The sequence below is a fragment of the Staphylococcus sp. HMSC069D12 genome (assembly GCF_001810405.1).
In the GTDB taxonomy this organism is placed as follows: domain Bacteria; phylum Bacillota; class Bacilli; order Staphylococcales; family Staphylococcaceae; genus Staphylococcus; species Staphylococcus haemolyticus.
In genome coordinates, this window is sequence record NZ_KV801108.1 from 54,564 (window position 1) to 77,118 (window position 22,555).

General features: G+C 31.8%; 22 protein-coding genes. 20 read left to right on the forward strand and 2 right to left on the reverse strand.

Annotated features, from left to right (window positions below; all coding sequences use genetic code 11):
- The first annotated feature begins 28 nt into the window (after nucleotides 1-28).
- The 8 genes from HMPREF2737_RS06025 to HMPREF2737_RS06060 all read left to right on the forward strand — a co-directional run bounded on the left by HMPREF2737_RS06025 (nucleotide 29) and on the right by HMPREF2737_RS06060 (nucleotide 7,822).
- Nucleotides 29-1,033, forward strand: coding sequence for a FecCD family ABC transporter permease (locus HMPREF2737_RS06025; protein ID WP_037548297.1), 1,005 nt, complete (start codon nucleotides 29-31; stop codon nucleotides 1,031-1,033).
- A complete protein-coding gene (locus tag HMPREF2737_RS06030; RefSeq protein WP_037548300.1) occupies nucleotides 1,030-2,046 on the forward strand; it encodes a FecCD family ABC transporter permease in 1,017 nt (338 codons plus the stop codon). Before HMPREF2737_RS06025 ends, HMPREF2737_RS06030 begins: the two co-directional genes overlap by 4 nt.
- Before the next feature lie 275 nt (nucleotides 2,047-2,321).
- Complete coding sequence (gene dhaK, locus HMPREF2737_RS06035) at nucleotides 2,322-3,284, forward strand: dihydroxyacetone kinase subunit DhaK (protein WP_037548302.1); 963 nt, start codon at nucleotides 2,322-2,324, stop codon at nucleotides 3,282-3,284.
- Nucleotides 3,285-3,317: 33 nt separating this feature from the next.
- Entirely contained in the window at nucleotides 3,318-3,899 is a 582-nt protein-coding gene (dhaL, locus tag HMPREF2737_RS06040; RefSeq protein WP_037548306.1) for a dihydroxyacetone kinase subunit DhaL, read from the forward strand.
- A complete protein-coding gene (gene dhaM, locus HMPREF2737_RS06045) occupies nucleotides 3,896-4,276 on the forward strand; it encodes a dihydroxyacetone kinase phosphoryl donor subunit DhaM (protein ID WP_037548310.1) in 381 nt (126 codons plus the stop codon). Before dhaL ends, dhaM begins: the two co-directional genes overlap by 4 nt.
- 144 nt (nucleotides 4,277-4,420) lie before the next feature.
- Nucleotides 4,421-4,921 carry a hypothetical protein gene (locus HMPREF2737_RS06050; protein WP_037548314.1) on the forward strand — a complete coding sequence of 167 codons (501 nt, stop codon included), beginning with the start codon at nucleotides 4,421-4,423 and terminating at the stop codon, nucleotides 4,919-4,921.
- Between the two features lie 652 nt (nucleotides 4,922-5,573).
- Nucleotides 5,574-6,641, forward strand: coding sequence for a YkvI family membrane protein (locus tag HMPREF2737_RS06055; protein WP_037548317.1), 1,068 nt, complete (start codon nucleotides 5,574-5,576; stop codon nucleotides 6,639-6,641).
- A gap of 134 nt (nucleotides 6,642-6,775) precedes the next feature.
- Entirely contained in the window at nucleotides 6,776-7,822 is a 1,047-nt protein-coding gene (locus HMPREF2737_RS06060) for an alpha/beta hydrolase (RefSeq protein WP_037548321.1), read from the forward strand.
- Between the two features lie 233 nt (nucleotides 7,823-8,055).
- Here HMPREF2737_RS06060 and HMPREF2737_RS06065 read toward each other — a convergent pair whose 3' ends face one another.
- A complete protein-coding gene (locus HMPREF2737_RS06065; protein WP_011276497.1) occupies nucleotides 8,056-8,562 on the reverse strand; it encodes a GNAT family N-acetyltransferase in 507 nt (168 codons plus the stop codon).
- A gap of 110 nt (nucleotides 8,563-8,672) precedes the next feature.
- Here HMPREF2737_RS06065 and HMPREF2737_RS06070 point away from each other — a divergent pair, with 110 nt between their 5' ends.
- The 7 genes from HMPREF2737_RS06070 (at nucleotide 8,673) to HMPREF2737_RS06100 (ending at nucleotide 16,002) form a co-directional block, all read left to right on the forward strand.
- A complete protein-coding gene (locus tag HMPREF2737_RS06070) occupies nucleotides 8,673-9,596 on the forward strand; it encodes an NAD(P)H-binding protein (protein WP_037548326.1) in 924 nt (307 codons plus the stop codon).
- 14 nt (nucleotides 9,597-9,610) lie between these two features.
- Nucleotides 9,611-10,285, forward strand: a complete 675-nt coding sequence (gene graR / locus HMPREF2737_RS06075; RefSeq protein ID WP_011276495.1) for a response regulator transcription factor GraR/ApsR — start codon at nucleotides 9,611-9,613, stop codon at nucleotides 10,283-10,285.
- Nucleotides 10,278-11,318, forward strand: a complete 1,041-nt coding sequence (locus HMPREF2737_RS06080) for a sensor histidine kinase (protein WP_037548330.1) — start codon at nucleotides 10,278-10,280, stop codon at nucleotides 11,316-11,318. The genes graR and HMPREF2737_RS06080 overlap by 8 nt, the downstream gene beginning before the upstream one ends.
- A gap of 131 nt (nucleotides 11,319-11,449) precedes the next feature.
- A complete protein-coding gene (locus tag HMPREF2737_RS06085; protein WP_011276493.1) occupies nucleotides 11,450-12,211 on the forward strand; it encodes an ABC transporter ATP-binding protein in 762 nt (253 codons plus the stop codon).
- Nucleotides 12,201-14,090, forward strand: a complete 1,890-nt coding sequence (locus HMPREF2737_RS06090; protein ID WP_037548334.1) for an ABC transporter permease — start codon at nucleotides 12,201-12,203, stop codon at nucleotides 14,088-14,090. The genes HMPREF2737_RS06085 and HMPREF2737_RS06090 overlap by 11 nt, the downstream gene beginning before the upstream one ends.
- 275 nt (nucleotides 14,091-14,365) lie before the next feature.
- The gene (locus tag HMPREF2737_RS06095; protein WP_011276491.1) at nucleotides 14,366-14,983 is read left to right on the forward strand and encodes a DUF47 domain-containing protein; all 618 of its coding nucleotides are present in this window, start codon (nucleotides 14,366-14,368) and stop codon (nucleotides 14,981-14,983) included.
- Between the two features lie 14 nt (nucleotides 14,984-14,997).
- Nucleotides 14,998-16,002 carry an inorganic phosphate transporter gene (locus tag HMPREF2737_RS06100; RefSeq protein ID WP_037548337.1) on the forward strand — a complete coding sequence of 335 codons (1,005 nt, stop codon included), beginning with the start codon at nucleotides 14,998-15,000 and terminating at the stop codon, nucleotides 16,000-16,002.
- 200 nt (nucleotides 16,003-16,202) lie between these two features.
- On the opposite strand, the gene HMPREF2737_RS06105 is transcribed toward HMPREF2737_RS06100, so the two are convergent.
- On the reverse strand, nucleotides 16,203-17,021 hold the full coding sequence (locus HMPREF2737_RS06105; RefSeq protein ID WP_037548340.1) for a LysM peptidoglycan-binding domain-containing protein: 819 nt from the start codon (nucleotides 17,019-17,021) through the stop codon (nucleotides 16,203-16,205).
- Nucleotides 17,022-17,520: 499 nt separating this feature from the next.
- Between HMPREF2737_RS06105 and HMPREF2737_RS06110 the strand changes: the two genes are divergently transcribed.
- From HMPREF2737_RS06110 to HMPREF2737_RS06130, 5 genes are all read left to right on the forward strand, one after another.
- A complete protein-coding gene (locus HMPREF2737_RS06110) occupies nucleotides 17,521-18,180 on the forward strand; it encodes a Bax inhibitor-1/YccA family protein (protein WP_037536498.1) in 660 nt (219 codons plus the stop codon).
- A gap of 321 nt (nucleotides 18,181-18,501) precedes the next feature.
- Nucleotides 18,502-20,649 (forward strand): helix-turn-helix transcriptional regulator, encoded by a 2,148-nt coding sequence (locus HMPREF2737_RS06115; protein WP_037548343.1) that lies wholly within the window; start codon nucleotides 18,502-18,504, stop codon nucleotides 20,647-20,649.
- A gap of 148 nt (nucleotides 20,650-20,797) precedes the next feature.
- Complete coding sequence (locus HMPREF2737_RS06120) at nucleotides 20,798-21,157, forward strand: transcriptional regulator, SarA/Rot family (RefSeq protein ID WP_037548345.1); 360 nt, start codon at nucleotides 20,798-20,800, stop codon at nucleotides 21,155-21,157.
- A gap of 154 nt (nucleotides 21,158-21,311) precedes the next feature.
- On the forward strand, nucleotides 21,312-22,028 hold the full coding sequence (locus tag HMPREF2737_RS06125) for a YebC/PmpR family DNA-binding transcriptional regulator (RefSeq protein ID WP_037548350.1): 717 nt from the start codon (nucleotides 21,312-21,314) through the stop codon (nucleotides 22,026-22,028).
- Nucleotides 22,028-22,516: a cupin domain-containing protein gene (locus HMPREF2737_RS06130; RefSeq protein WP_037548354.1), complete on the forward strand. Its 489-nt coding sequence runs from the start codon at nucleotides 22,028-22,030 to the stop codon at nucleotides 22,514-22,516. The genes HMPREF2737_RS06125 and HMPREF2737_RS06130 overlap by 1 nt, the downstream gene beginning before the upstream one ends.
- Nucleotides 22,517-22,555 lie beyond the last annotated feature (39 nt).

Genomic DNA, 22,555 nt, shown 5'->3' on the forward strand with positions numbered 1-22,555 from the left:
GATAAACTAAGAAAAGGGAATTTTTATCATGATGGAGAAAGATAAAAAAGTAAACATAGGTTTTATTGGCTATATTATTTTAGTCTTTGTGTTGTTAATAGGCGCATTGCTTGTATCTATCTTGATAGGTGAAGCAAAAATTAGTTTTTCAACTATTATGGATGCTATTTTTCATTATAATCCTAAAAATCAACAACATAATATTATTAGTGAGATACGTATACCGCGTGATTTAGGTGCGGTATTAGTTGGAATGGCATTATCAGTTGCTGGTGCTGTTATTCAAGGCGTAACTAAAAACGGACTTGCAGATCCAAGTTTAATAGGTTTAAACTCTGGGGCTTCATTTGCATTGGCGTTAACATTTGCTTTTTATCCGGCAGTACCATTCTTAATGCTCATGTGTGCAGGGTTTTTAGGTGCGATGTTGGGTGGCTTTATTGTCTTAACAATAGGTCGATCTAGACGTGATGGCTTCAATCCTATGAGAATCATTTTAGCAGGTGCTGCTGTAAGTGCACTTTTAACGGCTTTGAGTCAAGGTATTGCTTTAACATTTAAGCTGAATCAAACACTTACTTTCTGGACTGCTGGTGGTGTTTCAGGTACGACTTGGAAACAACTTATGTGGAGCGGACCTGTTATTATCATTGCTATTGTTATCATCATAACAATGAGTAAACAATTAACGATTTTAAATTTAGGAGAGACACTTGCTAAAGGCTTGGGACAAAATATCACGTTGATTCGTGGAGTAAGTTTGTTCTTAACAATGATATTAGCGGGGGTAGCCGTTTCAATGGTAGGACAAATTGCCTTTGTTGGCTTGATGGTACCTCACATTGTCAGATTCTTAGTAGGCACAGACTACGCAAAGGTATTACCATTAACAGCTTTAACAGGCGGTTTACTTATGATTTTAGCTGATACTGTTGCACGAATGTTAGGTGAAGCGCCAGTGGGAGCGATTATTTCATTTATCGGTGTACCTTACTTCTTATACTTAGTTAAAAGAGGGGGGCGCACAATATGATTCATCCTAAATTAAGACGAAAACAAATCGTTACTTTAGTAATTTTCTCAATATTATTATTAGTCGCATGTATATGGAGTGTGTCTTCAGGAGAATATAAAATTCCGGTTGATCATTTTTTAAAGACGCTCATAGGTCAAGGTGAATATTATGATCAATTAATCTTAATGGAATTTCGTTTTCCACGAATGTTAATTACTATTTTAGCAGGTGCTGCGTTAAGTTTAAGTGGTGCTATTATTCAAAGTGTCACTAAGAATCCAATTGCGGAGCCAGGTTTTTTAGGTATTAATGCTGGCGGTGGTTTCGCCATAGCGCTATTTATTTCAATAGGACATATTAACCCTGATAATTTTGTGTATGTGTTACCAGTGATTAGTGTCATTGGTGGTGTAGCTACTGCAATTGTTATCTTTTTATTTAGTGTGAACAAGAGAGATGGCATTACACCTTCAAGTATGGTGCTAATTGGTGTAGGTATGCAGACAGCCTTATATGGTGGTTCTATTACGCTTATGTCTAAATTTAATGAAGATCAGTCAGAATTTATTGCTACTTGGTTTGCTGGTAATATCTGGGGCGATGACTTTACATTTGTAATTGCAACTATTCCATGGCTTATCATTATTATTCCATTTCTTTTATATAAATCTAATGTGCTGAACTTAATTAATACACATGAGCATATTGCAAAAGGACTTGGTGTTAAGATTGAACGTGAACGTGTAATTTTATTCTTTATTGCTGTTGTTTTATCATCAATTGCCGTGGCTGTTGCAGGTGCTATTACATTTATTGGTTTAATGGGACCACACATTGCAAAATCAATTATTGGACCGCGTCATCAACTATTTTTACCAATTTCAATTATTGTAGGTGCCTTCTTACTTGTTTTATCAGATACCATTGGTAAGGTTATTCTTGAACCGACAGGGGTACCTGCTGGTATTGTAGTTGCTATTATAGGCGCACCTTATTTCATTTATTTAATGTATAAATCTAAAAGTATTTAAAAATTGGTGCATTGAATAGTGATGCTGAAGGATAAAATATATTTAAGACATCGTTTCTAATTAGTTAAATATTAACCTTTTTACTATTGTAGTAATCTTCGTGGGAGTGGACAGACCCTATTAATGAATTTTACGCTGAAATTCTCTGTGTTTGGATAAGGACAAATTCTGTTCCATTTCCACTTTTTTATTAAAGTCGATTTATATGTAAATGATAGCGCATACATTATGCTTGATTTATAATTAAATTGATAGGCCAAAGGAGGAGGTTACATATGAAAAAGCTAATGAAACAAAAAGAAAACTTTTTAAAAGATATGCTAGACGGTTTAAAAATAGCAAATAATGATATCGAAATCATTGCAGAAACTGTTGTCGTGCGACGTAAAAAGAAATCTAAAGGCGTAGCGATTGTTTCAGGTGGCGGTAGTGGACATGAACCGGCTCATGCAGGTTATGTTGCGCAAGGGATGCTTGATGCGGCGGTTTGCGGAGAAGTATTTACTTCACCAACACCTGATAAAGTGTTAGAAGCAATTAAGGCTGTCGATACTGGTGATGGTGTTTTATTAATTGTTAAAAATTATGCTGGCGATGTAATGAACTTTGAAATGGCGCAAGAAATGGCAGAAATGGAAGATATTCAAGTAGAGATGGTTGTCGTTAAAGATGACATATCAGTGTCTGAAGAAACGCAAAGACGTGGTGTTGCAGGCACAGTATGCGTTCATAAATATGTAGGCTATTTAGCTGAACAAGGTTTAGCTCTACAGGATATTAAAGAAAAAGCGGAAACAATAGCTTCACAAATTAAAAGTATTGGTATGGCACTGACACCACCAATGGTTCCGACAACAGGCCAATATGGATTTGATATTAATGATGAGGATATAGAAATTGGGATAGGTATTCATGGGGAAAAAGGAATTGAACGAATACACTATGAAGAAATCGATAGTATCATTGAACGGTTATTAAGTCGATTACTTAAAGAAAATCAAGAGCAATCATTAATCGTTATAGTTAATGGAATGGGTGGTACACCACTATCAGAGTTAAATATTGTGACTAAATATTGTTCACTTTATTTAGAAAAGCAAAATAGAGATGTAGCGCAATGGTTTGTTGGTGACTATATGACTTCATTAGATATGCAAGGTTTTTCAATCACACTACTTCCTAATAATGAAGAACTACTCAAAGCTTTACAAGCACCTACTACGTCTCGCTACTTTTAAAAAGAAAACTACATTCAACTGAGGTGATTAAAAATGGATGTTAAAGATATGAAACAACGATTATTAAATTTAGAGGCAGTGTTTTCAGAGAAAGAAACATTATTAACGGATTTAGATAGAGCAATTGGTGATGGCGATCATGGTGTCAATATGTTGCGTGGATTTAAAAGTTTGAAAGACAAGATAGATGATAGTAGTATGTCATCGCTATTTAAATCTACCGGTATGGCATTAATGTCAAATATTGGTGGTGCATCTGGTCCATTATATGGATTTAGCTTTGTTAAGATGGCTAATGTTGTTAATGATGAAATGGATAAAGAAAATTTAAAAGCTGTTGTTACTGAATTTGCTAATGCGATTGCCCAGAGAGGTAAAGTACAACGAGATGAGAAGACTATGTTTGATGTTGTAGATCGAGCGCGTGAAGCTTTAGAAAATGATGAAACAATCACATTAGAGATACTACAACAATTTGCTACTGATACGAAAGAGATAGAAGCTACAAAAGGACGTGCAGCATACTTTAAAAAGGATTCAATAGGTTATATCGACCCTGGTGCTCAAAGTATGGTTTACGTATTAAGTGCACTGATTGGAGATGAGATTGAATGACAACAATTATAATTATCAGCCATAGTGAAGACATTGCGAATGGTACTAAAGCATTGCTTAATCAGATGGCGCAAGATGTTAACGTCATAGCTCACGGCGGTGTCGATGGAGGCATAGGTACATCATTGGATGATATTCAAAATATTATCAATAACTTAGATGATGACGCATTGTGCTTTTATGATCTAGGTTCTTCTGAAATGAATTTAGATTTAGCAATTGAGATGTATGAAGGACCACATCATGTTAAGAAGATAGATGCACCAATAGTAGAAGGTAGTTTTACTGCCGCAGTGAAACTCTCAGTTGGCGGAACAACTGATGAAGCGATACAAGAAGTCGCTCAAACTTCATTTAAAGAAAATACATTTGACTAATGTTTAAATAATCTGGGTGAATATAATAATCAAATAAATGCGCAAAATAAATTTTACAATTAAGTAATTTATAAAATGAAAGTGACAATTGATTGTGATAAAATAGATTATTATAGTAAAGCGAAAGAGTAGGTGGTCAAGGTCATGCAAAGTAGCATCAAGGAATACGTTTTAAGTGGAGAATTTGAACAAGTTAGACAACTAATGGCCAAAGCAGACTTTTTAGATTTTGAAGAAGCCTACATTTCATGTGCACATGAAAATGAAAGCATGATGTTTTATACTTGTATTTTAGATATGATTAAATTTGAAGAAACGTCTGAATTGCATGATTTAGCATTTCTATTACTTGTCTATCCCCTAAGTGAGATAGAAGGGGCATTGGATTCTGCTTATTACCATGCACAAGCGTCCATTCAGTTGACGAATGGTAAAGAAATTAAGAGTCTATTACAAATGTTATTATTACATGCCATTCCAGAACCTGTTATTACTGATACTGAAGCTTTCAAAGTTGCTAAACAAATTTTGAAATTAGATCCAAGTAATCATGTTGCAAGAAATGCACTTAAAGAAACAGCTAAACGTATGGATAATGTTGTTGTTGATATTAATGAATTACAACAATATGGAAATTCTAATTAATCAGCATGTAAATGATTGCATCATTGAGCAAATAATTACTTTCTAGATTTTATATATAGTAGTGGGTCAGAAATAGTATTTTTCAAAATTTATTTCGTTGTATCCCCAGCTTGCTTAGCTTGTAGAATTTCTTTAGGAAATTCTCTTTGCTGGGCCCCATCTACCAGGCAAGGATGACTAGGTTTGAGAAAGCTTGATTCAAGGTCAATTTCAAATCAGTCAGCTATTGCCAAATTGGTAAAATAGGCTGAGACATTTAATTTTGTCTCAGCCTTTTTAATTCAAGTCATTTTTAAATTTAATTATTTATTTAAAAAAACTAATGACTAGTGCGATAATAGCCAATATTAAACTTGCAGTTACTCCTAAACTTATTTTTTACCTCCTCTATAATGATCGCTATTATCTGTTTGAAGATGTAGATATGATGTTCCTCATTAATCTAAAATTAAATATGATTTACTAGTTACTTATTTATGAAAAATAAGATAATTATAATAATTTTTAAAGAATTTTAAATCCTTAACAAGTGTATATAGCATAGTGTTTATAGCCGATAAACGCGGGTTCGTAACCTTTATGCACTGTTGCATATTATTTGAAGTGCGTTATAATGCACAATGTGTCAAATTTAAGGAGGTTATATTTTCGCATGGGATTAAATAAAGAAGCTGTAAAAATTGGTTTCGCCTATGTCGGCATTGTAGTAGGTGCCGGATTCTCAACTGGACAAGAAGTTATGCAATTCTTTACACCATATGGTTTATGGTCTTATATTGGTGTACTTATTTCAGGTTTGATTCTTGGTTTTATAGGTAGACAAGTTGCTAAAATAGGTACAGCATTTGAAGCTACGAATCATGAGTCAACATTAAAATATTTATTCGGAGAAAAGTTTAGTAAAATCTTCGATTATATATTAGTATTCTTCTTATTTGGTATAGCAGTCACTATGATTGCAGGGTCTGGTGCAACATTCCAAGAGAGTTTTGGCATACCTACGTGGTTAGGTGCCTTAATTATGACTATTGTCATTTATTTAACATTATTATTAGACTTTAACAAAATCGTGAGCGCACTTGGTTTCGTCACACCATTCTTAATAATTATGGTAATACTTATTGCCGTTTACTACTTATTTGCAGGTAGCGTTCCTTTAAATGAAGTTAACAGTACTGTTGATAAAACAAGTGTATTTTGGGGTATAGTTAGAGGATTAATGTATGGTGGTCTAGCTTTTGCAGTGGGCTTTAGTACAGTTGTTGCAATTGGAGGCGACGCTTCTAAACGTAAAGTTTCAGGTGGAGGTGCAATGTTTGGCGGTGTGGTTTACACTATCTTACTTGCTCTAATTAACTTTGCACTACAATCTGAATATCCTAAAATCAAAGATGTTGAAATTCCAACATTAACATTAGCTAATGCTATTCATCCATGGATTGGTCTTGTTCTAACTGTCATCATGTTAGCAGTTATGTACAATACAATCTTAGGACTATGCTATTCATTCGCAGCACGTTTTACAGAACCATATAGTAAAAAGTATCACATCTTTATCATTATTATGATGATTGCTGCATTTATTTTAAGCTTTGTAGGTTTCGCAGACTTAATTAACTTCTTATATAACATTATGGGTGTTGTTGGTCTGTTTATCGTAGTTGCAGTATTAATTAAATACTATGTACGTAAGAGTGATAATAAAGATCATATAGCATAGATTTAAAATAGCAATACTTTACAATTGAAAGTGAATGTTTTAATCTTAAAAGCAATTCGTATGATTATACGGGTTGCTTTTTCTATTAAATGAATAAGCAAACTTTCTATAATCAATTGAAAGGAACGTAGGGAATGAATACTCAGAAAAAATGGACGATCATCACAGGTGTCATTATATTGATTGTGAGTGTTGTAGTTGCTTGGGGACTATACCACCATCAACAAGAGAGTGAGAAGAAAAAACAACAACGTGAAAAAGTTCAAATTAATAATCCTAACGTCAAATTATTTCAAAATATTACCTATAATAATCATCTTCCTGAAAGCCAACTTGATATTATGATGCCTGACGATGTAGATAAGGATACTAAATTGCCGGTTATCTTCTGGATGCATGGGGGTGGGTATGTTGCAGGTGATAAACAATATAAAAATCCATTGCTATCGCAAATTGTGGAACAAGGCTATGTAGTAGTCAATGTTAACTATGCTTTAGCACCTAATTATAAATATCCTACGCCACTCATTCAATTTGATGATGCAATTCAATTTATTAAGCATAATAAAGACCGCTTTCCAATTGATTTAGATCAAGTTGTTATAGGCGGTGACTCTGCCGGTGCACAACTTACAAGTCAATATGTTGCTATGCAAACAAATAGTTCACTACGAAGTGAAATGGGATTTGAACAGCGTTTTACACCATCACAAATAAAAGGTGCTATCTTTTTCGGTGGTTTTTATGATATGAAGACAGTTAGAGAAACGGAATTCCCAAGAATTCAAATGTTTATGCATAGTTATACTGGTGCAACAAAATGGGAATCAGAATTTAAAAATATTTCTCAAATGTCAACAATTAATCAAGTGACTAAAGATTATCCTTCAACGTATCTATCAGTAGGTGATGCTGATCCTTTCTACAGTCAAAATATTGAATTTTACCGTAAGTTGAAGGAAGAAGGCATTCCTGCTAGTACATTGTTCTATAATGGTTCACATCATTTACATCATCAATATCAATTTCATTTAGAGAAGCCAGAATCTAAAGAGAATATGAAACGTGTACTCGCATTCTTAAGCAGAAATACTTCATCATCTGGTGTAGAACAAAATCAGCAATCTCCATTTGATGGTTCTACGAGTTCGGATAAAAGTTTCTCATTATCACCTTACTAACCACGATGAAGTGATAAAATTATCAAACTATTAGTGACAACACTATAGCTAAGAATAAAAGGCTTATTTCCTAAATGTTAAATCATTAAGGAAGTAAGCCTTTTTAATTTCTATTAATCTATGATAGTGCTATTTAATTACTATAGGTATATTGTTATTTAATCTAACATTTTAGTAATGTTGTTTAATATTATTGAGACTAGAGTATAATATAATGATAGTAAATTTAAATACTAAATAAGCAGTTTGGCCATGACATATTTATTGAAGTATTGACCATTAATGTATAGCTTATCCTTTAATTCGCCCTCAATATTAAATCCAGCAGCTTTAAAGAGTTCAACTGCGCGCGCGTTTTCAGGGACAACGGAAGCTTCAATACGTCTAATATCATGGTTGATTGACCAAGCTTCAGTCGCATTTACTAAGGCCATACCTATGCCATGTTTCTGATATAGTTGTCTAACACCAATTGTGATAACTGCTTCGTGACGTTTGCGCTCAAAATCTTCAGTTGTAATGAATGCGTAACCAACCAGTTGATCATCTTGCTCTGCAACATAAACAGTATTTCTTGGAGAAGTGATAATGCGTTCTAAACGATCACTAACACTTGAGATGCTGGGCGTATATTCACCCGGGTTATATAATGTATATTCAGATTCATCATAAATTTTACTTAATAATTTAATAAAGTCTTCAACGTCTTTTATACTAATTTCACGAATAATATGAGCCATAAGGCGTCCTCCCAAATTAATAAACTATTGTGTCTTACATGGTATTATAGCAATAAATCTTAGATATACATAAAATAAAAAACTTTTAGACTAAAGGGGTAATCTTAAATATGAAACCGAATGTACTATTAGCAGGTGGTAGTGGTTATATTGGTAAGTATATAAGTAGTGTTATTGAAAAAGATGCAAACATATATGCCCTATCAAAGTATCCAAATACTAAAAAAGAAGATAATGATCGAATTATTTGGTTGAAAAGAGATATTTATAATTATACTCATGTTGTAAAAGCTATGGAAGGTATGGATATTGCTGTTTTTTATTTAGATCCTAATAAGAATTCAGCAAAATTAACGCAAGCAACGGCACGAGATTTAAATTTGATCGCCGCAGATAATTTTGCCAGAGCAGCAGCTCAACAAGGTGTGTCTAAAATAGTATATATAAGTGGTAGTCGATTTGATAGTGAGACAGTACAAAGGTTAGAGAATTACGGCGTTCCTGTGGAAAAGACAAACACACAAATTAAACGACCGCATATAAATGCTGAATTACAGATGTCTAAATATGATGATATAAGAACAGCGATGCGAATGATATTACCTAGGAAATGGACATTATCCTATCTAGTAGACTACTTTATGAAATGGCTTAATGATACACGTGGTACATTCATGCACACATATAAAGATAATGATAGATACATTGTTTATGCACGAAAAAAGTCTAAACCATTATTAATTATGGAAAAAGTTGAAAACGACTCGGGACTTATAACATTACACTTGATTTCAGGTTCAATGATAAAATCTAATCAAAAGAAACAAGGTAAATTAGAATTTAGGCAAATTAAAGGGACAAGATTGGTCATTGTTCATTTATATGATTATATTCCGAAATTACTATGGCCAATTTACTACTTCGTTCAAGCACCATTACAAGGTTTGATTATGCGAGGGTTTGAAATTGATTGCCGAATTAAACATTTTAACGGACGGGTTCAATCAGGGGAAAAAATGAAATATACAAAATAATAGGTGATAAAGTGATGCAAGTATTATTAGTAGAAGATGATCAAACACTCTTCCAAGAATTAAAAAAAGAATTAGAACATTGGGATTTCTTTGTGACAGGTATAGATGATTTTAGTGCAGTAATGGATATTTATGAAGAAACAAATCCTGAGATTGTTATTATGGATGTTCAATTACCTAAATACGATGGGTTTTATTGGTGCAGAAAGATTAGACAAGTATCTAATGTCCCCATCTTATTCTTATCATCACGTGATAATCCGATGGACCAAGTCATGAGCATGGAATTGGGAGCCGATGATTATATGCAAAAACCATTTCATACTAACGTCTTAATAGCTAAATTGCAAGCCATTTATCGACGTGTTTATGAATTTGGAGCAGAAGAAAAGAGAACATTGAATTGGCAAGATGCACTTGTGGATTTATCAAAAGATAGTATTCAAAAAGGTGATTCAGTTATCTATTTATCGAAGACTGAAATGATTATTTTAGAAATGTTAATTCAAAAGCAAAATCAAATTGTTACTAGAGATACCTTAATTACTGCGCTATGGGATGATGAAGCGTTTGTAAGTGATAATACGTTAACTGTTAACGTTAACCGTTTGCGTAAAAAATTATCTGATATCGGTATGGATACACAGATCGAAACTAAAGTAGGTAAAGGTTACATGGCACATGAGTAACTTGAAGTGGTTTTGGTTATTCCTCAAAACGCGAAGTAACTGGATTTTTTGGATTGTGTTTCTACATCTGATTTTATTAGGTATGGCTTACATTGATTATGATATTTCCATTGAGAGTATAGGATTTATAGTAACTTTAAATCTCGGTCTTACAGCGATGTTTTTAATTTTTACTTTTTTAAAAGAAGTAAAGCTATATCAACATTTATATAATAATAAAGAAATTGAAGAAATTAAGCATAAAGATTTAGCGGAAGATCCGTTTCAAAAGGAAGTTGTTAATTATCTTTATCGCAAATTAACGAGTCAAAAGGAACGTGTTGTTGAACAACAATTACACATACAATCGACAGAACAATCTCTAACAGAATTTGTTCATGATATTAAAACACCTGTGACAGCGATGAAGTTGTTAATCGATCAAGAAGAAGAGGGGACACGTAAAAAGTCATTATTGTATGAATGGGCACGTATTAATGAGTTGTTAGATAAGCAACTTTATTTAACGCGTTTAGAGTCTAAAAATAGAGACATGTATTTTGAAGAGACATCACTGAAGCGTCTTGTGATTGATGAGATCCAATTAACACGTCACATTAGCCAAGCCAAAGGTATAGGATATGATTTGGATTTAGAAACAAACTTAGATGTATACACGGATGTGAAGTGGTGTCGCATGATGATTCGCCAAATTTTATCTAACTCATTAAAATATTCTCAAGGACAAGATATTATTATTCATTCTTATACAAATGATGGTCATGTAGCATTAGAAATTAAAGATTTTGGTAGAGGTATCAGTCACAAGGATTTACCACGTATATTTGAGCGTGGTTTCACTTCGACTGCGAATCGTAATGAGACAACTTCTTCAGGAATAGGGCTATATCTGGTTAACAGTGTAAAAGATCAATTAGGTATTAATGTTCAAGTAGAATCTACAGTGGGACAGGGGACTACTTTTGTATTAACTTTTCCAAAACAGAATGAATTGATGGCCCGTATGACCCAAGTGACAACAATGTTACCTTAAAACTTAGATTTGTTACTCCATCTTCATTTCATCAAAAGCGATAACTTTTATAATTAAACTGATTAAAGTAGTGCGATATTTCTAAAGTAAACGCACATGTAGATAAAATGAATGGCGAGGTGAAGAAAACCGTGGCAATATTACAGGCAAAGCAAATTGCCAAAACTTATGGAAATAAACAAACTGAACAAGAAGTTTTAAAAGATATAGATCTGTCAATTGAAGCGGGAGAGTTTGTAGCTATCATGGGGCCATCGGGATCAGGCAAGACAACGTTATTAAACGTGTTAAGTTCAATTGACTATTTAACACATGGTTCTATTATTTTAGATGGTCAACAATTAGAGAAATTATCTAATAAAGCGTTGTCTGAAATTAGAAAAAAAGATATTGGTTTTATTTTTCAAGAATATAATTTATTACATACGTTAACAGTTAAAGAAAACATCATGTTACCTTTATCAGTACAAAAGTTAGATAAAAAAGAAATGAATGAACGCTATCAACGTATTACACAGGCTTTAAATATTTTTGAAATTAGTGATAAATATCCATCAGACATTTCTGGTGGACAGCGACAAAGAACATCCGCAGCGCGTGCATTTATTACGTATCCTAAGATTATTTTCGCGGATGAGCCAACAGGGGCACTTGATTCTAAAAATACTCGCGATTTATTACAACGTTTTCAAAAAATCAATGAACTTTATAACGCAACGATAGTAATGGTAACGCATGATCCTTTGGCAGCAAGCTTCTCAGAGCGTGTGATTATGTTAAAAGACGGGCAGGTATTTACTGAAATTTATCAAGGTGAAGATGATAAAAATGTCTTTCACAAGGAGATCTTACGTGCGCAAAGTATATTAGGTGGCATGATGTATGAGTTTTAGTCAAATTATATGGAAGAACTTTCAACAGAATATAATTCATTACGCGATTTATATCTTTTCACTTGTATTAAGTATCGTGTTGTTTTTTAGTTTTATAACAATTAAGTATGTGCACCATTTAAATGTGCATCAATCGTTGTCAATGATACAACAAGGAACACAAGTGGGAAGTTATTTTTTATTTATCATTATTGTTGTATTTATTATGTATACGAATATGTTGTTTATTAAACGACGTAGCTATGAATTCGGATTATTGCAAACGATTGGTTTAGGTAAAAAGAGTATTATTTATATGCTAATGTTTGAACAATTATTTATTTTTATTATAACCGCGATATTAGGTATGATTATCGGTATTTTAGGATCAAAAATGCTATTAATGATTGTTTTAAAATTATTAGGTATACATACTTCTGTATCAATCATTTTTAGTTTTCAAGCGATTGCGCAAACTTTATTTATACTTGTCATTGCTTATATACTTATCATTATTCAAGCGTCTATTTATTTAAGTAAATCTTCAATTAAAAGTTTAATTGCCTCTCAAGACAGTAAAGAAGAGAGTCACATCACACTTACATTAGGAGAAGTTATATTAGGTGTTTTAGGTATTGTATTGATATTAACAGGTTATTATTTATCGACACGTTTTGTCGAGATTGTAGATGATGTGATACTACCGTTTGTTATTCTAATTCTTACTGTTTTAGGAACTTACTTTTTCTTTCGAAGTACGATTTCTCTCATTTTAAAGACGATTAGATACCTTAAAGGTGGTAATGTTTCTGTAAATGATGTTATTTTTACATCATCACTCATGTTTCGAATTAGAAAAAATGCATTTTCATTAACTGTAATGGCAATCATTTCAGCAATAACTGTATCTGTATTGTGTTTCGCTGCGATTAGTAGGGGCTCTTTGACAAATGAAGTTCTATTAGAATCTCCTCATGAAGTTACATTGAAAGAAGAGAAATTAGCTAATGAATTAGGTTTTGAATTAAATCGGCATCATATTCCTTACCATTACGACTTTAAACAAGTTGTTTATTCTCAACTATACAAAGATCATTTATTTGATAAAAATCAGGTGCAACCATACTCGATTACTGTAACGAGTGAAAAATATTTCCCTAATATTTCTATAGAGAAGGGTGAGGCTAATTTAATTATGCCTGAAGGGTTAATTCATGATTTATCGAATCATACACCCCATGGTACGGCTTCTATAGGAACTAAAAAGCATCATGTAAATATTAAATTGAATAAAGTGATGGATAAAATTTATTTTAAACAGAGTATTGACTTAGGAGGTCCTACTTTAGTTTTAAATGATACAGATTATAACTATTTGAAAGCACATGCGAAAAATAAATATATCGTTTCACAATATGGTTTTGATTTAAAACATAACAGAGATATACCAAAACTTGAGAGTATAACAAAGGATCTTGATGGTAATGTTCAAACGCGTAGTGAAGTGGTGAGCGAAGTATCAAGTTTGACTGGAATATTGTTATTCGTAACATCATTTTTAGGAATTGCATTTTTAATCGCTACAGGGTGTATTATTTACATTAAACAAATTGATGAAACAGAAGATGAGTTAGAAAGTTATTCTGTATTACGTAAATTAGGTTTTATTCAAAAAGACATGGCAAAAGGGTTAAAACTCAAAGTGGCATTTAATTTTGGTATACCACTGATTATTGCCTTACTACATTCTTACTTTGCGGCAGTGGTCTTTATGAAGGTTATAGGTTTTGATAATAAAGTTCCTATTTTCGTTGTAATGGGTATTTATACAATCATTTATAGTATTTTTGCAGTTATCGCCTATAATCACTCTAAAAGAACGATTAATCACTCAATTTAAGCCAATATTTATCTAATATTTCGTATTTGTAAAGAATTTGTAAATGTAATTGTGGTTATGTAAATTTTGTGATATTTTCAAATAGGGACAAATTCAGTAATGGAGTATTACGTGAATAACAGTAAAACATTATATTTACATAAAATTTACAAATAGTCAGAAAATAGACTCTTTGAATGTTCTTATTGTAAATGTATTCTTTATCTAAAGTTGTCTTACAATAATAAAAATTTACAAATGTGATTGGAAACGATCGCTATAATGGAGGCTTTATAATGTTTACTAAGAAAAAGGATAAGTTCATGGTTCAATTAGAGGAAATGGTATTTAATTTGGACCGTGCTGCAGTTGAATTCGGGAAAATGGATTTCAATACGCACCTAGATTTAAAAGCTTATTCTGACAATATCAAGACATATGAGTCACATGGTGACGAATTAATGCATCAAGTTATTACGGATTTAAATCAAACATTTATTACGCCAATTGAACGTGAAGACATTCTATCTTTATGTAATGCAATTGATGACGTTCTTGACGCAATGGAAGAAACTTCAGCAATGTTTGAAATGTATTCAATTGAATATACAGATGAATACATGGCAGAATTCGTAGAAAATATCCAAAAAGCAGTAGCGGAAATGAAATTAGCTGTTGGTTTATTAGTTGAGAAGAAATTATCTCACATGCGCATTCATTCTATTAATATTAAAGAATTTGAAACAAATTGTGATGGCATTTTACGTCAATCTATTAAACATATTTTTAACAGTGAAACAGATCCAATCACACTAATTAAAATAAAAGATATTTATGAAAGCATGGAAGAAATAGCAGATAAATGTCAAGTTGTAGCAAATAATTTCGAAACGATTATTATGAAAAATAGCTAAGGGAGTTTTAATTTATGGAATATGTATTAATTATCACTATAGCTATCGTTATATTTTCTTTAATCTTTGACTTTATCAATGGATTCCATGATACAGCCAACGCGATTGCTACAGCAGTATCGACTCGTGCATTGACGCCTAGAACTGCAATATTTTTAGCGGCAATTATGAACTTTATTGGTGCTTTAACATTTACTGGTGTTGCCGGTACAATCACAAAAGATATTGTTGATCCATTTAAATTACATAATGGGTTAGTAGTTGTATTAGCCGCTATTTTAGCAGCAATCATTTGGAATTTATTAACATGGTTTTATGGTATTCCAAGTTCATCATCTCACGCATTAATAGGTTCAATCGCTGGTGCAGCGATTGCAGCACAAGGATTTGGTGTACTTCACTATCAAGGTTTTACTAAGATTATTATTGTTTTAATCATTTCACCAATTATTGCATTTTGTGTCGGATTCATTATGTACACGACTGTTAAAATTGTCTTTAAAAATGCTAACCTTACTCGAGCGAATCGTAATTTCCGATTCTTCCAAGTATTTACAGCAGCACTGCAATCGTTCTCACATGGTACGAACGATGCACAAAAATCAATGGGTATCATTACATTAGCTTTAATCGTTGCTAATATTCAAGATCCAACAAACGTTGAGCCGGTATTATGGGTAAAAGTTGCCTGTGCAACTGCAATGGGTCTAGGTACTGCAGTTGGTGGATGGAAAATTATTAAAACAGTGGGCGGAAACATTATGAAAATTCGCCCAGCAAATGGTGCTGCTGCTGACTTATCATCAGCATTAACAATATTTGTAGCTTCATCATTACACTTCCCATTATCTACTACACACGTTGTATCATCATCAATTCTTGGTGTAGGTGCTTCTAACAGAGCTAAAGGTGTTAAATGGAACACTGCACAACGTATGATAATTACATGGGTTATTACATTACCAATCTCTGCTATTTTAGCAGCATTGATATTCTGGGTTATGAACATTTTCTTATAATATATTAAAGAAGGGCTAGCGATACATTGTCGCTAGCCCTTCTTTGTTAGATATGAAGTAAGACATAATAGAATTTAAATCATCTTTTGAATTCAAGTTGAAACAGTGGGATGATTTATTAAATTACATTATTTTAGTGCCAAAAAAAGAGCAATCCAATTAAACTTAATTAGCTGCTCTTATACTCTATATTTAATTTCTTAGTGAATGAAGTTGTAGCTTGAAACTACAGATGCAGGAATTGTTCTAGTATTAGTGTTATATGGTCCGTTAGCATAATTCATTTCTGAAATTAAGATACTACCATCAGCATTAACACGTTCAACATAAGCTACGTGTCCATAGTAGCCAGTAGTTGTTTGCATGATTGAACCTACAGTTGCGTTATGATCTACTGTATAACCATCTGCTGCTGCATTACCTGCCCAATATTTTGCATCTGACCAATAAGTACTAATTGGTTTACCAGCTTGAGCACGTCGGTCGAATACGTACCATGTACATTGACCAGCAGTATATAGGTTTTGGTGACTAAATGTTGGACTAGAATAACCGCCACTTCCGCCAATATTATTGTTTGTACTAGGATTTGTTTTACTAGGTGTTGTAGTTGAACCATTAGGTATTTTTAATTTTTGATTTGGTGTAATTAAGTAACCTGATAAATTATTGGCTTTCATTAATGCATTGACAGTTACACCATTTTTACTAGCAATTGCATATAAAGAATCGCCAGCTTTTACAGTATATGTTGATGAAGAAGTTGTTGCATTTGAACTGGCATTGTTAGAGTTATTACTGCTGCCCCCAATAGTAATAACTTGACCAGGGAAAATCATATTGTTTGAAAGATTGTTGCTCTTCTTAATACTATCTACAGATGTATTATATTTACTAGCGATGCTCCAAAGCGACTCGCCGGATTTTACAGTATGTTGAGTTGATGCTTCAGCATTGTGATTAGATAGTACTGCAACTGCTCCGGTTGCGACAGAAGCTGCGACTGCTAACTTTTTCAACTAAATGTCCTCCTTGAGAAAATTGATTTTATTTATAATTAATAAATTCCTAAACTATTAATTTATCTTATATATTCATTTACATATATCACGTATTCATACTATCAAAAAAAACACACAATTTGGGCATTGTTATTATCTTGTAATATTGTTAATATTTGTCTCTTATTATGTAAAAGCGTCTAATCTGTTGATATGATAGCGTTCATTAAATATTTGACTGCACATTCTAGTAAAAAAATTAAGTGATTTGTAATATTTCTATTAGAAATAAAGATGAGTTGAGTGAAAAATTTAAGCTCCAAATGGATTAACAATAGGTTTTAAGGTTGTGTTAAATTTAATTGTAGTTCATATTTTGAGGTCTAGTATTAATAACTAATGTAAATGTAATTGTAGAAAACATATCATTCGTTAATGGTTTATTTTTTTGAAAAGTAGTTAGAATGCGATACAATCATGTTGAAAAAGTGATATCTGAAAAGGAGAGATTCATTGTATGTCTCAGTCGTATAACAACACACATCACATGAAGACAAAACATCGAGACAAAGATAGGACGCGTGATTATGCCAAGGTATGGCTATTTTTTATGTATTATTGGATTATATTTGGAATTGGATGTTACTTCGGACAATACTTACCTATGGAATGGAGACGTCCTTTATCTATAGCATTATTAGTACTTATTTTGGCAACATTATTTATTCAACGTGCGCGTAAGTATGGTTTGGTTATTTCGCATATTTATGCCATTATTGTAGGTCTTTTATCATACGCTACTTTTACAACTTATATGCAAAATTTAGGACCAGAGGTCTTCTATAAAAATGTCTTATTAGCAATTGGCGCATTTATAGTTTTCGGTATTTTAGGTTTTTTCATTATTAATGATGCTTCTAGTATTGGTAAATATTTATTTGTAACATTAATTGCATTAATTATTGCCGGATTGATTGGAATGTTCATTCATAATCCTATATATCACACTGCCATTACGGTTGTAGGTTTAATACTTTTTCTATTATATACATTGTATGATTTCAATCGTATGAAGCGAGGGAATTTTTCACCACGTGAAATGGGTTTTAATCTATTTATTAATTTGTTGAATATTATAAAAGATGTATTAAGACTTGCAAATCGCTTTAAAAATTAAATAAGAAAGAACATAATGAGAAACTATACATTTGAGATGTCTACGTGTTGCATTCAATGATTTTATTTTGTTTAGTAATTGTATGATTGATCGTATTACTATATACATGATTGAATTTGAAGCAATAACGGGACATTTTTTTAACAAATTCATAACTTAAGTTAATAATAACAAGAAATTAATTTATAAAAAATTGTATTTTTGATTTGTTTATCATGTTGTGGTAAATTTACATTTAATCACTATGATAGTGCTAAGAAACAAAAAGAAAATTAGTACAACATTTAGAAAGACTATCATGAATTAGAAAGAGGTTAATCAATGTCTAATACCAATATTCATATATTGACTAAGAATGAATACAAAATGACACGTTGCCAAGACGGTATTATTCTGTTGTTTCCGATAGAAGGTCAACTTAAACTTCAGCACTTTACTAAAACCGTTAACGTCGAAAATGACATTTACGTTATTAATAATACAGATATTTTTTCAATTCTAAAAAATAAAAAAACCATCATGCTTTATATCGCTAGTGATTGGTTTAGAGATCGCCATTTTGATTTCTTCAATTATAAATACTCAACTAATCTAGTTAAGTCCATTAACTCCATTAAACGCGCATTATTGCAACTTGTCCTAAACCATTTAAACGCAGACTCAGTTTCTGAAGATACTACATATATTACTTCTGTTGTTGATATTATTGGGAAAGAAGGCGCCATTGAGAAATCAATCACAAATCATCAATATAACTTCTCTTTTTACGGTGAATTAAGCGAAATATTAGAATATATTAATCAAAATATTACTAAGAAATTAACGCTAATGGGTATAGCATCAAAGTTATTTACTTCTAAATCTAATCTTTCGGCACAGTTTAATCAATTGCTAAATATGGGTTTCAAGACATATGTAGATACTTTAAAAATTGCAAATTCATTTGAATGGCTATTAACAACGGAATACACGATAAGTTTAATAAGCGAAAAAGTAGGATTTAGCAATGCTTCAAGTTATTCTAAAACGTTTAAAAATTATGTTGGCATGACTCCCAACGAGTACCGATACTGTGATAGATATGAAAAATTTATTGATATGGATTATGAAAATATAATCGAAGGAAATATTGACTACATTAATCAATTAATCAAGATTAAACAACAATATTATAACCAACACGATGAACATATAATCTACGCAGATTCAACAATTGGTTCTACTGTGAATCCGTATTATTTAGTGATTCAAATTAATACTATAGAAGAAATAAGATTATTATTTTTTCAAGATTTTGCACGACCTTTGTATTACGAACACTCAACATTGAAGTTTTATCTAAATGTAGATATGCGTGATATTAAAAATCAAATGACAAAGTATGAGAGACAACGATTGTTTGAATACATCATTATTAATGAATTAAATGTAGTATTTAGACTGGAAGATTTAACGTTAACGGATTTTTTAGAGTCTAATTTTGAGGATATAGCAAACTACTTCAGAGAACATCAACTTCCTACGAGTGGTAATCATAAATTAGGTCTTGTTTTTGATTTAGATGAAGTAAATTTGAAATCCATTTATCGAATTATTTTAAAAATACAGCATAAAACGCAACAATTTTCATTTGGGTTAGAAATAAGTAAGCTACTAAACGACCCTGTATTGTTTAAAACATTAGAATCACAAATCAAACGCATTAATTTTGAATTTTTATATATTGATAATGCACAACTAAAAATGCCTTACTTAATTGAACAGAATGAACATTTACTGGTGAAAAATATATTACAATACCAAAATATTAGACAAATATTAAAGCAATTTGATCTAGAAGATCAGAAAATAATATTTTTAAATTTTGAAAACCACAAATTTTTAAATAGTAAATATAATGATTTGAATAATAGTGCACCTTTATTAATTGAGACATTTGTGAGAACAGCGTCATATTTTAACGGAATTGGCTTTAACTTCAAGCATAGTGGTAATCTGTTTAATGCACTTCACATATTCGATGAAAACGGGTTTAAGTCGATATTAGGAACGATTTTAGAGCAACTCATTGAAATTAGTATGAAACCCAAATTATTTAATGAAAATTACATCTTAATTGACGATGAAGACCAATATACTGTTTTAATTTACGATTGGCGTGTTTTAGAAAGTGAATCATTGCAAGTCAATTATGATCAGACATATATATTTATTGATTTTACAGATGATGTATTAAAAGATACCTATTTAGTTCAAATTCAACTCGTCGATGACTATAACGGTAATATTAATCATCTTATTTCTCAGCGTATTAGAAAAAAACATAAATGGTCAAAACGATTTTTAAGAAAACTAGATTATTTAATCCATCCAACATTTCAAATGATAGAACATAACTTTAATAATGCACCTCTTCAAATTAAACTTAATTACAATGCGTTGTACATCGTTAAAATTTTAAAAAAATAAAATCTATTCAATTGTGTTTTGCGCAACTATATTTAACATTGTTAGTAAATTCGACAAAAATTTCTAAACAAAGTTATAAGACATACCTAAAAATATAAAGGATAATAGTAATTATGTTGTCTGCTTATATTTGGAGGTGCAAAAATCATTGAATAATGACAAATTAAATAAATTACTAGAATTCTATAAACAATATAAAGCATTGTCAGAGTACATAGATAAACAATATAAGTTGACATTAAATGATTTGGCTTTGCTCAAACTTGCTTATGAACATATTGCTAAAGATCAAATGTTAATGCAAAAATTTCTAAAAATAGCAATTAGTGAGTTAGAGTTAAGTAGAACTAAATTATTAGTCTCAATTCGACGACTTATAGAAAAAGAAAGACTAAGTAAGGTTCGATCAACTGAAGATGAGAGAAAAATTTTTATCTATATGGATGAGAAGAATGTTAAAAAATTCGATGCTTTATTCAATGATGTTGAAGAATTCTTAGATATTTAATTTAATATGTTGAACGAGAATACTGACAAAGACATTCTGTCAGTATTTTTTTATGCTTATTTTTACTTCGTACAATGCGTTTATTTCCTTTTTAGACAATGCTTTATTAATGCTATATAATAAGGATTATTGAGTATGAAAGTGAGATGACATTATGGGACGTAAATGGAATAATATTAAAGAGAAAAAGGCCCAAAAAGATAAAAATACAAGTAGAATATATGCGAAATTTGGTAAAGAAATATATGTAGCAGCCAAATCTGGTGAACCAGATCCTGAATCTAACCAAGCATTAAGATTAGTACTTGAAAGAGCGAAGACGTATTCAGTACCTAATCATATTATTGATAGAGCAATTGACAAAGCTAAAGGTGCTGGTGATGAAAATTATGACCACCTACGTTACGAAGGCTTTGGACCAAGTGGTTCAATGCTTATCATAGATGCATTAACTAATAATGTAAACCGTACGGCTTCAGATGTGAGAGCTGCTTTCGGTAAAAATGGCGGAAATATGGGTGTATCAGGTTCTGTAGCTTACATGTTTGATCACACGGCTACTTTCGGAATTGAAGGTAAATCAGCTGATGACATTTTAGAGGCATTAATGGAACAAGATGTTGATGTTAGAGATGTAATTGAAGATGGAGATCTTACAATCGTTTATGCTGAACCAGACCAATTTGCTCATGTACAAGATGCATTACGTCAAACAGGTGTAGAAGAATTTAAAGTGGCTGAGTTTGAAATGTTACCTCAAACTGATATTGAATTATCAGAGGATGACCAAGCAACATTTGAGAAATTAATTGATGCACTCGAAGACCTTGAAGATGTTCAAAATGTTTTCCATAATGTGGATTTAAAATAATGAAGAAAAATGCAGATTATTGGATTAAACAACTTGATTTAACACCTCATTCAGAAGGTGGCTACTATAAAGAAACAATTCGAGAAACAATAAATGAGACACAACGTGCACCATTCAGTAGTATATACTTCTTGTTAAATACTGGTGATATTTCTCATTTTCATCGTATCGATGCGGATGAAGTATGGTATTATCATGCAGGTGAATCTTTGACCATTCATATGATTACACCTCAGGGGAACTATCAATCAGTACAATTAGGTGCTTCAATTGAAAATGGCGATGTATTGCAGTATTTAGTGCCTAAAGGTACTATTTTTGCATCGAGTTTAACAGACAGAGAAGGCTATAGTTTGGTTGGATGTATGTGCCAACCAGCATTTGATTTTAATCATTTTGAATTATTCACACAAGATGAGTTGTACAGTATGTATCCTCAACACGAGGCAATTATTAAACATTATGCCTTATTAAACAGAGACCAATAGACTTAAGGGAGTGGGACAGAAATAATATTTTCCAAAATT